14 protein-coding genes and 1 other annotated feature are annotated in these 18,165 nt (G+C 35.2%); of the genes, 13 read left to right on the top strand and 1 reads right to left on the bottom strand.

Features of this window, described 5'->3' with window-relative positions; genetic code table 11:
- Nucleotides 1-2 precede the first annotated feature (2 nt).
- The 12 genes from AC1DKZ_RS04490 (at nucleotide 3) to srtB (ending at nucleotide 15,655) form a co-directional block, all read left to right on the top strand.
- Nucleotides 3-542 carry a CvpA family protein gene (locus AC1DKZ_RS04490; protein WP_002034246.1) on the top strand — a complete coding sequence of 180 codons (540 nt, stop codon included), beginning with the start codon at nucleotides 3-5 and terminating at the stop codon, nucleotides 540-542.
- Nucleotides 543-597: 55 nt separating this feature from the next.
- Nucleotides 598-2,316: a DNA polymerase/3'-5' exonuclease PolX gene (gene polX / locus AC1DKZ_RS04485; RefSeq protein WP_476995698.1), complete on the top strand. Its 1,719-nt coding sequence runs from the start codon at nucleotides 598-600 to the stop codon at nucleotides 2,314-2,316.
- A 19-nt stretch (nucleotides 2,317-2,335) separates the two neighbouring features.
- Nucleotides 2,336-4,696 carry an endonuclease MutS2 gene (locus AC1DKZ_RS04480; RefSeq protein WP_476995697.1) on the top strand — a complete coding sequence of 787 codons (2,361 nt, stop codon included), beginning with the start codon at nucleotides 2,336-2,338 and terminating at the stop codon, nucleotides 4,694-4,696.
- Nucleotides 4,697-4,892: 196 nt separating this feature from the next.
- Nucleotides 4,893-5,582, top strand: coding sequence for a 23S rRNA pseudouridine(2604) synthase RluF (locus AC1DKZ_RS04475; RefSeq protein WP_219303634.1), 690 nt, complete (start codon nucleotides 4,893-4,895; stop codon nucleotides 5,580-5,582).
- A 108-nt stretch (nucleotides 5,583-5,690) separates the two neighbouring features.
- Nucleotides 5,691-5,946, top strand: a binding site (T-box leader).
- A gap of 113 nt (nucleotides 5,947-6,059) precedes the next feature.
- A complete protein-coding gene (gene brnQ6, locus AC1DKZ_RS04470; protein WP_476995696.1) occupies nucleotides 6,060-7,385 on the top strand; it encodes a branched-chain amino acid transport system II carrier protein BrnQ6 in 1,326 nt (441 codons plus the stop codon).
- Between the two features lie 461 nt (nucleotides 7,386-7,846).
- Nucleotides 7,847-8,557 carry a heme uptake protein IsdC gene (gene isdC / locus AC1DKZ_RS04465; protein WP_427328070.1) on the top strand — a complete coding sequence of 237 codons (711 nt, stop codon included), beginning with the start codon at nucleotides 7,847-7,849 and terminating at the stop codon, nucleotides 8,555-8,557.
- 23 nt (nucleotides 8,558-8,580) lie between these two features.
- Complete coding sequence (locus tag AC1DKZ_RS04460) at nucleotides 8,581-9,039, top strand: NEAT domain-containing protein (RefSeq protein ID WP_476995695.1); 459 nt, start codon at nucleotides 8,581-8,583, stop codon at nucleotides 9,037-9,039.
- Between the two features lie 32 nt (nucleotides 9,040-9,071).
- Nucleotides 9,072-12,137 carry an NEAT domain-containing protein gene (locus tag AC1DKZ_RS04455; RefSeq protein ID WP_476995694.1) on the top strand — a complete coding sequence of 1,022 codons (3,066 nt, stop codon included), beginning with the start codon at nucleotides 9,072-9,074 and terminating at the stop codon, nucleotides 12,135-12,137.
- A 69-nt stretch (nucleotides 12,138-12,206) separates the two neighbouring features.
- Nucleotides 12,207-13,088, top strand: a complete 882-nt coding sequence (isdE, locus tag AC1DKZ_RS04450; protein ID WP_113935699.1) for a heme ABC transporter substrate-binding protein IsdE — start codon at nucleotides 12,207-12,209, stop codon at nucleotides 13,086-13,088.
- A gap of 27 nt (nucleotides 13,089-13,115) precedes the next feature.
- Nucleotides 13,116-14,099: a FecCD family ABC transporter permease gene (locus AC1DKZ_RS04445; RefSeq protein WP_476995693.1), complete on the top strand. Its 984-nt coding sequence runs from the start codon at nucleotides 13,116-13,118 to the stop codon at nucleotides 14,097-14,099.
- Nucleotides 14,089-14,859, top strand: coding sequence for an ABC transporter ATP-binding protein (locus AC1DKZ_RS04440; RefSeq protein WP_476995692.1), 771 nt, complete (start codon nucleotides 14,089-14,091; stop codon nucleotides 14,857-14,859). Before AC1DKZ_RS04445 ends, AC1DKZ_RS04440 begins: the two co-directional genes overlap by 11 nt.
- Before the next feature lie 31 nt (nucleotides 14,860-14,890).
- A complete protein-coding gene (gene srtB, locus AC1DKZ_RS04435; RefSeq protein WP_002129321.1) occupies nucleotides 14,891-15,655 on the top strand; it encodes a class B sortase in 765 nt (254 codons plus the stop codon).
- 69 nt (nucleotides 15,656-15,724) lie between these two features.
- Here the strand turns inward: srtB and isdG are convergent, their stop codons facing one another.
- Nucleotides 15,725-16,048 carry a heme oxygenase gene (gene isdG, locus AC1DKZ_RS04430; protein WP_002015426.1) on the bottom strand — a complete coding sequence of 108 codons (324 nt, stop codon included), beginning with the start codon at nucleotides 16,046-16,048 and terminating at the stop codon, nucleotides 15,725-15,727.
- Nucleotides 16,049-16,302: 254 nt separating this feature from the next.
- Between isdG and AC1DKZ_RS04425 the strand changes: the two genes are divergently transcribed.
- Complete coding sequence (locus tag AC1DKZ_RS04425; protein ID WP_476995691.1) at nucleotides 16,303-18,093, top strand: cation:proton antiporter; 1,791 nt, start codon at nucleotides 16,303-16,305, stop codon at nucleotides 18,091-18,093.
- Nucleotides 18,094-18,165: the final 72 nt, after the last annotated feature.

Below are 18,165 nucleotides of genomic sequence, written 5' to 3'. Positions count from 1 at the left end.
ACATGATTGATATTATTATCATTTTATTGCTTGTTATGGGATTTTTCCTCGGTTTACGCAGAGGATTTATTTTGCAACTTGTAAAGTTAACAAGCTTTATTATCGCATACCTCGTTGCATACTGGTACTGTAAAGATTTAGCGCCAACGCTTGCGAAATTTATTCCGTATCCATTCGATAAGAATGTATCTGTTCCAGAATGGATAGATGCGAATAATATTGAGGGTGTCTTCTATCAAGCAATTGCGTTTATTGTATTATTTATTATTACAAAAATCGCACTTTCACTACTTGGTAATTTACTGAATATGTTTGCAGAAATCCCAGTTTTAAAGCAAGTCAATGCGGTTGCTGGGGCACTTCTTGGCTTTTTAGAAGTGTATATCATTCTGTTTGTCTTAATTATTGTTGGAACAATTCTTCCAATTGAACAAATACAAACACCATTACAAAAATCATCAATTAGCAAAATAATTGTAGACGATACACCGATTCTTTCTGAAAAGGTGAAGGAACTATGGCAGACAGGTAGCAGAGTGTAACTTCTCTTTTTTCGGAAAGAGAAGTTTTTTTCTATGAAAGAAAGGCGGGGCAATGATGAAAGTGAATAAAAAACAAGTTATCAAATTACTAGAGACAATCGGCCTATTTATGGAACTAAAGGGCGCGAATCCATTTAAAATATCTGCATTCCGTAAAGCGGCGGCAGCACTAGAAAGTGATGACCGTAGTCTTTCTGAAATTGAAGATTTCACAAAGATTCCAGGTATCGGAAAAGGAACGGCAGCAGTTATTCAAGAATATATAGAATCGGGAACATCTGAAGTACTACAAGAACTTGAAAAAGAAGTACCAAGCAGTTTATTACCACTATTAAAACTACCAGGCCTTGGTGGTAAGAAGGTGGCCAAGTTATACAAAGAACTTGGTGTTGTTGATATGGAAACGTTAAAAGCTGTTTGTGAAGAAAATAAAGTACAAGCTTTAGCTGGATTCGGTAAGAAAACAGAAGAGAAAATATTAGAAGCAATTGATCAAGTAGGCTCTCGTCCAGAGCGTTTACCAATTGCGATGGTATTGCCTATTGCCGGGGAAATAGAGGAGAAATTGTCGAATGTTGCTGAAATAATTCGTTTCTCACGCGCTGGTAGTTTACGCCGTGTTCGTGAGACAGTGAAGGACTTAGATTTCATCATTGCAACGACAGAGCCAGCAGTAGTGCGTGAACATTTACTACAATTTGATAATATGATTGAAGTGATTGCAAGTGGAGATACGAAAGTATCTGTTCGTCTTCAATATGAATATGATATTTCAATTGACTTCCGCTTAGTAAAACCAGAAGAATTTATTACAACTCTTCACCATTTCACCGGATCAAAAGACCATAACGTAAAAATGCGCCAAATTGCGAAAGATAGAGGCGAGAAAATTAGTGAATACGGTGTGGAAATCTTAGAGACAGGTGAAGTGAAAACATTCGAAACAGAAGAAGCATTCTTCGCCCACTTTGGCCTTCCATTCATCCCACCAGAAGTGCGTGAAGATGGAAAAGAAATTGAATTAATTAAAGAGTATCCCAACTTAATTCAGTCCTCTGATATACAGGGTGATTTACATATGCATACAACGTGGAGTGACGGTGCTTTTTCAATTGAAGAAATGGTAAAAGCGTGCCGCGCTCGTGGATATAAATTTATGGCAATTACTGATCACTCGCAATACTTGAAAGTAGCGAACGGTTTAACGAAAGAGCGTCTTCGTGAACAAGCGAAAGAAATTGAACGTATGAATGAAAAGTATCCAGACATTACAATTTTGCGCGGGATTGAAATGGACATTTTACCAGATGCGACACTTGATTTTGACGATGAAGTATTAGCAGAACTAGATTATGTCATTGGAGCCATTCACTCTAGCTTCTCACAAGACCGTGAAACGATTATGAAGCGTCTTCGCACTGCACTTGAGAATAAGCATGTCACAATGATTGCCCATCCGACAGGACGTCTTCTTGGGCGCCGTGAGGGTTACGATGTAGATACAGATTTATTAATCCAGCTTGCAAAAGAAACAAATACAGTTTTAGAATTAAATGCAAATCCAAACCGTCTAGATTTAAGCGCGAAATTATTAAAACAAGCACAAGATGCTGGTGTAAAAATAGCGATTAATACGGATGCCCATACACTTGAAATGTTAGAAGATATGGAAACAGGTGTAGCAGCAGCGCGTAAAGGTTGGATTCAAAAAGATAACGTGATTAACACATGGGATATTGAACGTTTATTAGACTATATTAAACGTAATAAGTAATACAGGGGGGACCTGCAACATGTTAGAACGAACGTTGCGTGTATTAGAATACAATAAAGTAAAAGAACAATTACTTGAACATACAGCATCTTCACTTGGTCGTGATAAAGTGAAGAATTTAGTGCCAAGCACAGATTTTGAAGAAATTGTGGAATTGCAAGAAACAACGGATGAGGCAGCGAAAGTCATCCGTTTAAAAGGACATGTACCACTTGGAGGGATTTCTGATATTCGTTCAAATATTAAGCGTGCGAAAATTGGAAGTATGTTAAGTCCTCATGAATTAATTGAAATCGCAAGTACGATGTACGGTAGTCGCCAAATGAAACGTTTCATTGATGATATGATTGACAACGGTGTTGAGCTTCCAATTTTAGAAACACATGTCGCGCAAATTGTGTCTTTATATGATTTAGAAAAGAAGATTACAAATTGTATTGGTGACGGCGGTGAAGTAGTCGATAGCGCAAGTGACAAATTGCGTGGTATTCGTAATCAAATTCGTACTGCGGAAAGCCGTATTCGTGAGAAATTAGAAAACATGACGCGTTCTTCAAACGCGCAAAAAATGTTATCAGATGCAATTGTAACGATTCGTAACGAACGCTACGTAATCCCGGTAAAACAAGAATACCGCGGCGTATATGGAGGTATTGTTCACGATCAATCTGCTTCTGGACAAACATTATTTATCGAACCGCAAGTAATCGTGGAATTAAATAACGCACTTCAAGAAGCACGTGTGAAAGAAAAACAAGAAGTAGAACGCATTTTAATGATGTTAACGGAAGAAGTAGCAGTGGAAGCTGATATTGTTTTATCAAACGTAGAAGTAGTTGCAAATCTTGATTTTATTTTTGCGAAAGCTCTTTATGCGAAGCGAATTAAAGCGACGAAGCCAATTGTAAATAATGAACGCTACATGGATTTAAAACAAGCACGCCATCCGCTTATTGATCCGGAAATTATCGTGCCAAATAACATTATGCTTGGTAAAGACTTTACAACAATCGTTATTACAGGACCGAATACAGGTGGTAAAACAGTTACACTTAAAACAGTCGGTATTTGTGTCTTAATGGCGCAATCTGGTCTTCATATTCCAGTAATGGATGAATCAGAGATATGTGTATTTAAAAACATCTTTGCTGATATCGGTGATGAGCAATCGATTGAACAAAATTTAAGTACATTCTCTTCTCATATGGTAAACATTGTAGATATTTTAGAAAAAGCCGATTTTGAAAGTTTAGTCCTATTTGATGAATTAGGTGCTGGGACAGATCCGCAAGAAGGGGCTGCACTAGCGATTTCTATTTTAGATGAAGTATGTAACCGTGGTGCTCGCGTTGTTGCAACGACGCATTACCCAGAATTAAAAGCATATGGATACAATCGTGAGCAAGTTATTAATGCGAGCGTTGAGTTCGATGTGAATACATTAAGTCCAACGTACAAATTATTAATCGGTGTACCAGGACGTAGTAACGCCTTTGAAATTTCGAAGCGTCTTGGTTTGTCTGATCGCGTTATTGATCGCGCTCGTAACCATATTAGTACAGATACGAACAAAATCGAAAATATGATTGCAAAGCTAGAAGAAAGTCAAAAAAATGCAGAGAGCGAACGAAAAGAAGCGGAAGAACATCGTAAGCAATCTGAAAAACTTCATCGTGAATTACAGCGCCAAATTATTGAATTTAACGATGAGCGCGATGAAAAATTATTAAAAGCGCAAAAAGAAGGGGAAGAAAAAGTCGAAGCTGCGAAGAAAGAAGCAGAAGGCATTATTCATGAACTTCGTCAATTGCGTAAAGCACAGCTTGTAAATGTGAAAGACCATGAGCTTATTGAAGCGAAGAGCCGTCTAGAAGGGGCAGCGCCAGAGCTTGTGAAGAAACAAAAAATAAATGTGAAAAATACAGCGCCGAAACAACAATTACGATCAGGTGATGAAGTAAAAGTGTTAACGTTCGGTCAAAAAGGTCAATTGCTTAAAAAAGTAAGTGATACAGAGTGGAGCGTACAAATTGGTATTCTGAAGATGAAAGTGAAAGAATCCAATATGGAATACATTAATACACCGAAGCAAACTGAGAAAAAAGCAGTCGCAAGTGTGAAGGGTAGAGATTATCACGTGTCGTTAGAGCTAGACCTTCGCGGCGAACGTTATGAAGATGCAATGATGCGCGTTGAAAAATATTTAGACGATGCACAGCTTGCAAGCTATCCTCGTGTATCAATTATTCACGGCAAAGGAACAGGAGCGCTTCGCCAAGGTGTACAAGATTACTTGAAGAAACATCGCGGCGTGAAAACCTACCGCTACGGTGACATGGGCGAGGGAGGCCTAGGCGTAACAGTTGTCGAATTAAAATAGCAAACAACCAAACAAAAGGGGAAACCATTATATGTTTATGGACAAACTTGCAAAAGTATTGTTAGCTTGTTGCGGAATATTTTTGGTAATTGGGGTTATTTATTTAGTTGTTTTTGCGAAGTAAAGGAGCGTCAATCTTGGCATAATGATATTGCCATGGATTGACGCTTTTAATCTATAAGAAAAGGAATAAAACATGAAAATCAACCAATACATAAGCGAAGCAAAATCCTGCTCAAGACGTGAAACAGACCGTCTCATTAAAGCAGGACGTGCCTGTATTAACGGTGAAGTATGTACGCACGGTGCACTCGTTAATGAAGGTGATATTGTAACGATTGATGGGCAAGTTATTGCAAAAGAAGAGAAAGAAAAGGTGTATATTGCCTTCCATAAACCAGTCGGAATTACTTGTACAGCAGCCGAACATATTGAAGGAAACATTATTGATTATATTGATTATCCAGAACGAATCTTTCCTGTTGGACGATTAGATAAAGCATCGGAAGGACTCATCTTATTAACGAATGACGGTGCGATTGCGAATCAAATTTTGCACGGTGATCATGAGCATGAGAAAGAATATGTTGTCACTGTTGATAAGCCGTTTACAGATTGGTTTATTGATGAGATGTCCAGCGGTGTAAAGATTAAAGATGGAATGACGAAGCCATGTAAAGTGACGAGAGTTAATCAGTCTACATTCCGCATCGTTTTAACGCAAGGAATGAATAGGCAAATTCGTAGAATGAGTCGTGCTTTCGGATTTACTGTAACAAAGCTAAAGCGAGTGCGCATTATGAATATAGAGCTAAATGAGCTTGAAGCTGGAAAATGGCGAGACATTACACCTGAGGAATTAGAAATATTAATAGGGCAGTTATAGGGAGGAAAGTTTTCTCCCTATATTTTTTTTGTCAGAAAAAATAAAACTATTGATTTTTTAAAAAATAGCCCATATAATAAAAAACAACAAGTTTCGACAACATATTTTATAAAAGTAATGATGAGGACATGAGTTGTTTTTGACGATTTTCAGAGAGGGAAGCCTTAGGCTGTGAGCTTCCTAATACGGAAAGACAAACTTACCACCTCTAAACTTCAAGAGTGAACTGCATGCATGATGCATTGTAATTCTTGGCGGATAAAACCGTTATCAATTTACACGAGCTATAAAATGAGCTTATTTCGTTATAAATTCATTTTATTAGAATAAGGGTGGAACCACGATTTCAACACTCGTCCCTTTGTTAGGGACGGGTGTTTTTTGCGTTCTTTTACGGGGAAGTATGCTTGAAAGAGGATATGTGACGGATTTTAATTCAGAATATTTTGTCAATGAAATAATTAGGAGGTAGTAGAAATGAAGTCATCTTTAAAGTTTTCTGAGATGTTTGCAATAAGCTTAATGTTATTTGCACTGTTTTTCGGTGCCGGTAATATGATTTTCCCACCAGCGTTAGGGCAAGGTGCTGGAACAGATGTATGGATCGCGTTATTTGGCTTTATCGTAACAGGTGTAGGACTGCCTTTATTAGGAGTTATTGTTATAGCTCTAAAGGGAGATATTAATGAATTAGCAGGACGTGTACATCCTGTATTCGCGCTAATTTTCATTACTGCAATTTATTTATGTTTAGGCGTATTTGTTAGTGTGCCACGTACAGGGACTGTTGCTTATGAAATGAGTGTTGCACCGTTTTTACCAAGTGAGATAGCTGGTCAATCCTATCCACTTGTTATCTTTACATTGATTTTCTTTGCAGTAACTTTCTATTTAGCATTAAACCCATCGAAATTAGTGGGGCGCATTGGTAAAGTGTTAACTCCAATTTTATTAGCTGTTATTGCAATTATTGTAGCGAAAGCAATTATGACTCCAATGGGAGAGTTTGGTGCCCCTACAGAAGCGTATAGTGCCCCGCTCTTTAAAGGTTTTATTGATGGATATTTAACTTTAGATGGATTAGCAGCACTTGTTTTCGGAAATGTTGTGATCAATGCTTTAAAAGCAAAAGGCATTACAAATAAGAACAGTATTGCGAAAGTAACAATCTTTGCAGGATTTATTGCAGCACTTGGCTTACTTCTTGTTTATTTAGCACTTGCTTACCTTGGAGCTTCTAGTGTTTCACTTGGAATGGGAGCAAACGGCGGAATTATTTTAACAAACGTCGTGAATCATTTATTTGGTAGCTACGGAACATTATTACTAGGTATCGCAATTACAGCAGCATGCTTAACAACTTCTGTCGGTATTGTAGCAGCTTGTGGAGAATATTTTTCTTCGTTATTACCAAAGCTTTCTTATCAAAAAGTCATTTTTATTTTCTCTGTATTAGCATTTATGGTAGCAAATCTTGGTTTAACTCAGTTAAACGCATTAGCATTACCAATCTTAATTGCAATTTACCCAATTGGTATCGTACTGATCGTATTATCACTTGTTGAAAACTATATTCGTCTTCCATTAGCTATGTATGTAGGCGGTATTGTAGGCGCATTTGCAATTAGCTTCTTTGATGGATTGCATAATGCAAATCTTCAAGTAGCGGCCCTTGCTCCTATTTTAGATAAAATTCCATTATATAGTGTAGGGATTGGTTGGTTAGTTCCGGGTATCATTGGAATTGCAATTGGATATGTAGTTTCTTTATTTCAAAAGCAAGAAATTGCTGTAGAAAAATAAGGGAAAGAGGCTTTCTTTAAAAGAAAGCCTCTTTTTTTGTAGAAAAATTATATATAGAAGAATTCAGATATTAAAAATTTTATACGTAATATAGTTGACAAAAAAATTACCAGTAGGCTAAGATTGACTTAGTTGTGGAAATATTGGAAGGGAAGAGGTTTTCTATGACTATATCATTTTTGTAAGAAGAGGTGATAGAACGATAGAATTAGGCGGTTTATTTTTTTTGAAATTCGTTGAGAATGATAATCAATAAAATGATGAAAGAGTTTTATGTTTATTCTTATAGGAAAAATTGGTGGGATTATTTTTTTGTCTATCAATGAGAATGATAATCAATATATTTCTAACTACATAGTGTTACTCGTTATAAAATAGAGATAGAAAGATTATTTTTTTTCTTATATATTGAGAATAATTATCATTTTCAAAAAAAGAAAAACAAGGAGGCAGTAAGGTAAATGAGAAAGTTTTCGGTATTACCCGCTTTTATTATGACATTCGTATGTATGCTAGCTTTTCTCGTAGTGCCATTCGGACAAGCTTCGGCAAATGTAGCTGACGGTACTTACGATATTAACTATGTCATACAAAAAGCAGAAAATGATTCAGCTTCAATGGCAAATGATTATTTTGAAAAACCAGCTAAGTTAATTGTAAAAAATGGTGAGATGAGAGTACAAATTCCTATGAATCATAGTGCTTGGATTACAGAATTTAAAGCACCAGAGAACGGGAACTTTGTTGATGCAAAAGTTGTTAGTAAAGATGAATCTGCAGATAAAAGAACTGTAGAGTTTAAAATAGACGACTTATCTAAACCAGCAGCTGTAAAAATTCATGTTGTTGTACCGAACGTAAATTATGACCATAACTACACAATTCGCTTTGCGTTTGATGCAAATGTAAAAGCAGTAGGTGGAGAGAATAAGGAAACTGCTGCAACAAAAAATGAAGATCAAACTCAAAAAAATACACAAGTAAAAGAAGAAGTGAAGAAAGAAGAGAGCAAAGAAACAAACAAAGATGTAAATAAAGGAACAAATGAAAGTGGGAAAGCTGAAAAAACAGATAACCCAAAAACAAGTGATGAAGCACGCATTGGATTATTTGCAACATTACTTCTTATTTCAGGTATTTTCTTAGTTCGTAAAGTGAAGTTAGGTAAATAAATCTTTGGAAGGGCGATGAATATATGTTTAAACAATTTAAAATGATTATTGCCGTATTTGCTGTCTTATTTACGTTTATAGCAACACTAGGGTTACAAGATGCAAAAGCTGCTACACAACTAGCTGATGGAAAATATAATATTGCTTTTACTGTATGGAAAGGCGATAAAGATGAATCATCTAGAATGAATAGTTATTTTGAAAGTCCAGCAACATTAACAGTTAAAAATGGAAAACAATACGTTTCATTGAAAGTGAAAGATAGTGTTTCTATTAAAAGTTTCCAAGTAGAAAAAGATGGTCAATTTTTAGAAACAACAGTCTTAAGTGAAAACAAAAAAGAGAATACTAGAGTAGTAGAATTTGAAGTTGCTGACTTGTCAGAAAAACTAAAAGGAAAGGTGAAAATTAACATCCCAATTATTAATTATAACGCTTCATATAATATTCGTTTTGTATTTGATGGGAACAGCATTAAATAATTGGAAAATTTTTAAAAAGGAGAGTCATTCTATTGAACAGGTATTTTAAAATTGTTGTTGCAATGTTTCTAACGATTTTCACATTCGTATCAACGCTACAACCCCTTGCAGTTCAAGCTGCTAGTCAACTAGCTGACGGTGAATACTCAATCGGTTTCAAAGTTCTTAAAGACACATCAGATGAAGAATCTATGATGAATCAATACTCTGTAAGTCCAGGAACTTTAAAAGTGAAGAATGGGAAAAAGAAAGTATCCTTTACGTTAGAACATAGTTCATGGATTACAAAGTTTGAAACCGAAAAAAGTGGTCAGTTTGTTGCGACAAATGTAATTAGTGAAGATCAAGAAAAAGATAAAAGAGTCGTAGAATTTGATGTGGACGATGTAGAGAAGGTATTAAATGCGAAAGTAAAAGTAGACATTGATTTTTTAAATTATCATCATGACTATGATGTGCGTATTGCATTTGATCAAAATAGTATTACACCGATTCATGTAGAACAACCAAATGAAAAAGAGGACCCAGCTAATAAGCCAGATCCAAATGAAAATCCGGATCCGAGTCAGAAGCCCGACCAAAAGCCTGACCCAGATCAACAACCACATTCTAACACAATTAAAGATGGAGAGTACAGCATTCCATTTAAAGTGTTAAAAGATCAAACAGATGAAGAATCTAAGATGAATACTTACATGGTAAATCCAGGGGTATTAAAAGTAGAAAACGGTAAGAAAAAAGCAATTGTAACGTTAAAAAATAGCTCATTAATTAAAAATTTCCAAACGGAAAAAGATGGCGCATTTGCTGATGCAAAAGTAGTGAGTGAAGATAAAGAAAAAGATACAAGAGTAGTAGAATTTGAAGTAGACGATTTATTTAAAAAACTAAATACAAAAGTATTTATTGAAGTGGCATCACAAGGCTACAAGCAAACACATAATGTACAACTTTTATTTGAACAAATTAAAAATGAAGAGAAACAACGGGAAGTAGAAAAACCAGATACTGAAACAATTAAAGATGGTGAGTACAGCGTTCCGTTTAAAGTGTTAAAAGATCAAACAGATGAAGAATCTAAGATGAATACTTACATGGTAAATCCAGGGGTATTAAAAGTAGAAAATGGTAAGAAAAAAGCAATTGTAACACTAAAAAGTAGCTCATTAATTAAAAATTTCCAAACGGAAAAAGATGGTGCGTTTGTTGATGCAAAAGTAGTGAGTGAAGATAAAGAAAAAGATACAAGAGTAGTAGAGTTTGAAGTAAACGACTTATCTAAAAAACTAAATACAAAAGTATTTATCGAAATGGCATCAAGAAACTATAAGCAAACACATGATGTGCAACTTTTATTTGAACAAGATAAGCTTGAACAAATTAAAAATGAAGAGAAACCAGAAGTAGAAAAACCAGAAGTAGAGAAACCAGAAGTAGAAAAACCAGAAGTAGAGAAACCAGAAGTAGAAAAACCAGAAGTAGAGAAACCGGAAGTAGAGAAGCCAGAAGTAGAAAAACCAGATGCTGAAACAATTAAAGATGGCGAATACAGCATCAATTTTAAAACATTAAAAGATCGAACAGATGAAATATCAATGATGAACACATATACAAAAAGTCCAGGTGTGTTAAAAGTAAAAGATGGTAAGAAGTATGTATCATTTACGTTAACGAATAGCGCTTGGATTACAAAGTTTGAATTTGATAAAAATGGTTCGTTTGTTGATGCGAATGTATTAAGTGAAGATACGAAAGCTGATACACGTGTAGTGGAAGTGGAAGTAGCAGATTTATCGAAAAAATTAAACGCAAAAGTAAAAGTCGACATCGATTCAATGAATTATCATCATTTCTATGATATTCAATTTGCATTTGATAAAGATAGCATTAAACCGTTAGATAACCAAGGCGGAAATGATAACCAAGGAGGAAACGACAACCAAGGCGGAAACAACAACCAAGGCGGAAACGACAACCAAGGTGGAAACAACAACCAAGGCAATAATACAACAATTGATCCAAACGCTCTTAAAGACGGTGAATACAGCATTGGCTTTAAAGTATTAAAAGATCAAACAGATGAAATATCAATGATGAATACATACACAAAAAGCCCAGGTGTATTGAAAGTAAAAGATGGTAAGAAATATGCATCGTTTACATTAACAAATAGTACATGGATTACAAAGTTTGATTTTGAGAAGAATGGCTCGTTCGTTAATGCAAAAGTATTAAGTGAAAATAAAGAGCAAAATACAAGAGTAGTAGAAGTAGAAGTAAATGATTTGTCTAAAAAATTAAATGCAAAAGTAAAAGTAGATATTGATTCAATGAATTATCACCATTTCTACGATGTTCAATTTGTATTTGATCAAGATAGTATCAAAGCTTTAGGGAACCAAGGTGGAAACGACAACCAAGGTGGAAACGACAACCAAGGTGGAAATAATACACCAAAAGTAAAAGTAGATCCGAAAAATTTAGTAGATGGTCAATATGATATTACATTTAAAGTGTTAAAAGACAAAACAGAAGAACTTTCAAAGATGCATGACTATACTGTAAATCCAGCAAAATTAATCGTTAAAGATGGTAAAAGGTACATTGAGATGACGCTGAAAAATAGTGCGTGGATTACAAAATTCCAAACGGAAAATAACAGTCTTTTTGCTGATGCGAAAGTAGTAAGCGAAGATAAAAATGCAAATACGAGAGTAGTGCAATTTGAAGTAGAAGATTTATTTAAAAAATTAAATGCAAAAGTGAAAGTAGACATTGATGAAATGAACTACCATCATTTCTACGATGTCCAAATTCAATTTGATACAAATAATATTGGTGCGTTAGGAACAATTAAAGAGGATCCAAAAAAAGATCCGAAAAATGACCCGAACAATCCAGTGATTACACCGAAAGTAGATAATCCTGATTTTAACCGAAATGCAGATGATAAGAAGAAAAAAGAAGATCAAAAAAATGATCCGAAAAAAGAGAAAAACTCAAAAACGGCAGATACAGCACAACTAGGTTTATACATGGTGCTATTGCTTGGGTCACTTGCTTTACTAGTTCGTAAATATAGAGCAGGAAGATTGTAATTTTTGGAGTCTTGATGCATGTTCGCATGCATCAAGACTTGTTTCATATTGTTTGGAAAGGAGTGGTGATTGAGAGTGAAGAAAATTGCTAGTGTACTAATGGCTATCATTCTATTAGTGAGTGTAGCTGGATGCTCGGCGCCCAAAAAAGAAGCAGCAAAACAGGTAAAGAGTGAGAGTAAAGAGAGAATTGTTGCAACGACAGTTGCTGTTACTGAAATTATGGATGCGTTAGAAGTAGATTTAGTTGGTGTTCCAACAAGTACGAAAGATTTACCAAAGAGATATAAAGGTTTACCTGAAGTCGGGAATCCGATGAGTCCTGATATGGAAAAGGTAAAATCATTAAAGCCGTCAGAAGTATTATCCGTGACAACACTTGAATATGAATTAAAGCCAGTTTTTGATGGCGTAGGTATGAAAGCAAACTTTTTAGATCTAACAAGTTTAAAAAATATGCAAAATTCCATTAGTAATTTAGGTAAGCAATATGGACGTGAAAAGCAGGCTGAAGCAGTTGTAACTAAGTTAGATAACAAGGTTGCAGAGATTCAAAAAGCAGTAAAGGGAAAGAAAGAACCGACAGTGCTTATTTTATTAGGTGTACCGGGGAGTTATTTAGTAGCAACAGAGCATTCTTATATTGGAGATTTAGTGAAACAATTAGGTGGTAAAAACATTGTACAAGGTGAACAAGTAGAGTATTTAGCTTCTAATACAGAGTATTTAAAAAAAGCTGATCCAGACATTATTTTACGAGCGGCACATGGTATGCCTGATGAAGTTGTAAAAATGTTTGATAAAGAATTTAAAACAAATGATATTTGGAAACACTTCGCTGCAGTTAAAAATAATCGTGTTTACGATTTAGAAGAGCGTTTATTTGGAACGACAGGAAATTTAGCAGCGACTGAAGCGCTAGATGAATTGAAAAAAATGATGTATCCGTGATGCATTTTAATATAAAGGAAGATTAGCATGAATAAAAAATTTTGGAGTTTCTTTATTGTTACTGTATTACTCATCATTATGACTTTGTTGTCAGCGACGAAAGGTAGTTTAGAAGTAGGTATTATTGACCTTGTACAAGGAATATTTACAGGGGGAAATGAAGATGTTGAAGTGATTAAAGATTTACGTTTCCCACGTATTATTATTGCACTATTTACTGGAGCAGCTCTTGCTGTTTCGGGCGTGCTTTTTCAAGCTGTTATGAAAAATCCACTTGCTGATGCTGGGGTAATCGGGATATCTTCAGGAGCAAGTTTTATGACACTTGTTATTATTACGCTATTCCCGCAATTCTTTTTCTGGACGCCGGTATTTGCCTTTCTAGGTGGTGCGTTTGCGTGTTATCTCGTTTATTCGTTTTCATGGAAATCAGGATTAAGTCCGCTTCGCATTATTTTAATTGGTATTGCCATTAATGCGATGTTCACTGGATTAAATGAATCATTCATTACGATTTGTGGATACTTCATTAAGAGTATTAAGCAAACGACGACTTCTAATATAACGATGAAGACGTGGGGCGATGTAGAAATAATGGTTACTTATGGAACAATTGGTCTTATTCTTGCACTGTTTGTCGGAGCTTGGTGTAACTTATTATCTCTACAAGATAAGACTGCAAAAAACTTAGGCTTGCACGTGACGAGAGTTCGTCTTATTATTTCTGCCATTGCAGTACTCTTAGCGGCAGTATCAACAGCAATTGCAGGTGTTATCGCTTTCGTAGGATTACTCGTTCCGCACATTTCAAGACAACTAGTTGGTTCAGACCATAAAGCATTAATCCCATTTTCTGCTCTTGCAGGGGCGTTATTAATTTTGACGGCGGATACGATTGGAAGGTTAATTATGCCACCTAACGAAATTCCAGCAGCGACGATTATGGCAGTTATTGGTGGCCCATTCTTAATATTCTTGCTTAGAAAGAGTGATAAAGTTCATGGAAATTAAAAATGTAACCTTTTCGTACGATAATGTAACGGATCGATTAAAGTCGGTTAGTAGTGAAATAGAGATTGGTAAAATTACAACAATTATTGGACCAAACGGTTGTGGGAAATCAACATTACTTGGTGTGATGTCAAGAAATCACGATCCTCGTAGTGGAGAGGTAATACTTGATGGGAAGGCAATTAGCCAATATAAACCGAAAGAGTTTGCTAGAAAGTTAGCCGTTGTCCATCAACACAATGAAGCACCGGCAGATATGACGGTAGAGAAATTAACAAGCTTTGGCCGTATGCCTCATAAAAATATATTTTCTTCGCAAACTGATGAAGATAGAGAAGCAATAGAAAGGGCTTTAGCATGTACGAATTTGTTAAGTAAACGTGATAAGGAAATTCATGCTTTATCTGGTGGAGAAAGACAGCGTGTTTGGATTGCCATGACGTTAGCCCAGAAGACGCCAATGCTCTTTTTAGATGAACCGACAACATATTTAGATATTTATTATCAACTTGAAATATTAGAGTTAGTAAAAGAATTAAATGAAGCACAAGGATTGACAATCGTTATGGTATTACACGATATTAATCAGGCGATTCGCTATAGTGATCATATCATTGTTATGAAAGACGGCGAAATTGTTACAAAAGGCAAGCCGAATGATGTTGTGACAGAAAGTATGATAAAGACGATATACGGTGTAGATGTCGTTGTAAAGCAAGATGAAGATACAGGATTGTATATGGTCCCAATGGGCATTTAAACATGCGAACAATCCGTTTTGAGGTGATAATTTGAGTAGCAAAAAAGAAAGGAAGAAGAATTCTTTTTTTCAACGAATACTTACAGTTGTTTTTTTAGGTACCTTTTTCTATTCAGTATATGAATTAGGTGATATTTTCATGGATTACTATGAAAATCGTAAAGTAATGGCCGAAGCACAAAACATTTATGAAAAAAGTCCGATGGAAGAGCAATCACAAGACGGGGAAGTACGTAAACAGTTCAAAGTTCTGCAGCAAATTAACCAAGAAATAGTTGGATGGATTACGATGGATGATACACAAATTAATTATCCAATCGTTCAAGCAAAAGACAATGATTACTATTTATTTCGAAATTATAAAGGTGAAGATATGAGAGCAGGAAGCATTTTTATGGACTATCGTAATGATGTGAAATCTCAAAATCGAAATACTATTTTATATGGTCACCGTATGAAAGATGGTTCTATGTTTGGAAGTTTAAAGAAAATGTTGGATGAAGATTTCTTCATGTCGCATCGTAAATTATATTACGATACATTATTTGAAGGATATGATCTTGAAGTGTTTTCAGTGTATACAACAACAACTGATTTTTATTACATTGAAACGGATTTTAGTAGTGATACGGAATACACATCATTTTTGGAGAAAATTCAAGAAAAATCGCTGTACAAAACGGATACAAAAGTGACAGAAAGTGATCAAATCGTAACACTTTCGACGTGTGACTATGCACTTGATCCAGAAGCGGGAAGATTAGTAGTACATGCGAAACTAGTAAAAAGACATTAAATAAAAAAAGTATAGAATATGAGAAGTGGTAACACTCTTCATATTCTATACTTTAAAAAATAAATATGCTTACTGTGCTGCAGCCATTGGCATACGTACAACTTTTACATCATAGTAAGCAATTTTATTATCAAGAATATAGTCTGGCATCCCGCCTTGATGTGAGTGAGCATCTTTAAATGCTGAGCTCTTTGTCCAACCTTGGAAATCTTCTTTTGCATTCCAGCGAGTGCTAATTGTTACTTCATCATAATCAACTGTATTTTGCGTTAAAAGAACTTCTAATCCTAAAAATCCTGACATTGTTTCAACTTTACCTACTTTATTAAAACGCTCAATTAATTTATGGCCATTTCCCTTTGTAATTTTAGTTGTATTTGTAACAATAATCATGTTTATTCCTCCTATAAATGTAGCCTTTATTTTCAAGAACTCATATACATTAAATGATAATGAAAATCATTATCATTGTCAATAGTAATTTTCATATAAATGTAGAATTAAGGATGAATTTACTATTATATAAATAATTTGACCATATAGTTAATGAAGTTATATATTATTAAAATAAAACAAAATAAGAAATATACACAAGCAAAGTATGGTTTATACCTTGCTTTCGCAATACTATGAACAAGGAGGGTATTATGGTCGAATCACTGTTACTTAGTATCGTTATTATTATTACACTAGGCATTGCCTCACAATGGACTGCATGGCGCTTCCAGCTCCCTGCTATTGTTGTTATGGCAGTTGCCGGATTATTAATTGGTCCAGTTTTCGGTATTATTAATCCAAAAGAGGTGATTGGAGATGTTTTTAGTCCACTCGTATCACTTTCTGTTGCTATTATATTGTTTGAGGGTAGTTTAAGTTTAGATGTACGTGAACTGAGGGGACTATCAAAACCAGTATTTCGTATTGTTACGTTTGGTGCGTTTATTGCTTGGATTGCTGGCTCACTTGCAGCTCATTACGTCGCTGGATTGGATTGGGCGGTTGCATTTATTATTGGAGGACTTTTTATTGTGACAGGTCCAACTGTAATTATTCCGTTGTTACGCCAAGCACGATTAAAGCCAAGGACAGCTGCAATTTTAAAGTGGGAAGGGATTATCGTTGATCCGTTTGGAGCATTACTTGCTGTATTCGCCTTTCAAATTGTAAATTTCTTAACGAAAGAAAATGTACACTTACATACGTTACTATATTTCTTTGCAGGTTCGTTATTTGCAATGGTGCTTGGGTATGCGTTTAGTATTTTTATGAGTTATATGATTTTAAAAGGGAAAGTACCAGAATATTTAAAGGCACCGATTTTGCTCGTTACGGTATTACTATGCTTCGGCATTGCAGATGAAGTCATGCATGAAACAGGTATGCTAGCCGTAACAGTAATGGGGATTACACTTGCACGGATGAAGAAATATATTTCTTCTATCGGTGATATTCGTCATTTTAACGAAAATATTTCCGTACTATTAACATCGACTGTTTTCATCATCTTAACAGCATCACTTCCAAGAACGACGATTATGGAGATTTTTAGCTGGCCTATTATTAGCTTCGTACTTATGATGATATTTGTTGTTCGTCCTTTATCAATTTGGGTATCGACAATCGGAACAGAGTTAACAAGATCAGAAAGGGCGCTAGTTGGTTGGATTGCGCCGCGAGGTATTGTTGCATTAACGGTTTCAAGTTACTTTGCGACGGAGTTATTACAAGAAGGGTATAAAGATGCTTCTATATTAACAGCACTTACATTTGCACTCGTAATTACGACCGTTTGTGCTCATGGATTTTCAATTGGATTTTTAGCAAAAAAATTAGGATTAGCCAATACACAGCCACCAGGTATTTTAATTTCAGGAGCTAGTACATTCTCAACTGCATTCGCTATGCATTGTAAAGAGATGGGGATTCCGAGCTTAATCGTAGATGTATCGGAAGAACATTTGCAATGCGCAAAAGTGAAAGGGCTTAATACATATAACGGCCAAGTACTCTCAGAGCAGTTGCAATTTGAAGTAGATATGAATCAGTATGAATACTTAATTTCAGTTACAGATACGGATTCTTACAATGTATTAGTCGCAAACACATATGTACCGCAGTTTGGACATCATAATACATTTTTACTTCCGATTCATGATGTGGAAAAGATTGAGCAAGAACACATCTCTCTTTCGAAAAAAGCTCATTTACTGTTTGGTCAAAATGAAATTTATGAAGAGTTAGATAGAAAAATTGAAGAGGGTTATACATTTAAAACAATACAAGTTGAGGAAGAACAAAAAATTAATAAAGAAGAGAGCGATTCAGAGGATGTAATATTATTTATTCGTCACGATGATGGTAGTCTTACTTTTTCAACATTGTATAAATATATAGCGGTTATACCAGGAGATGAGCTAGTTGTACTAGCAAAGCAATAATATGGTATAGTGAAACGAGGCTTTTTTCAGCCTCGTTTTTTACATTGCTTCCTACTAATTAGAAAGCATTCA

Source organism: Bacillus sp. 05T21 (genome assembly GCF_056396785.1).
This window is presented reverse-complemented; position numbering and strand designations above follow the sequence as displayed.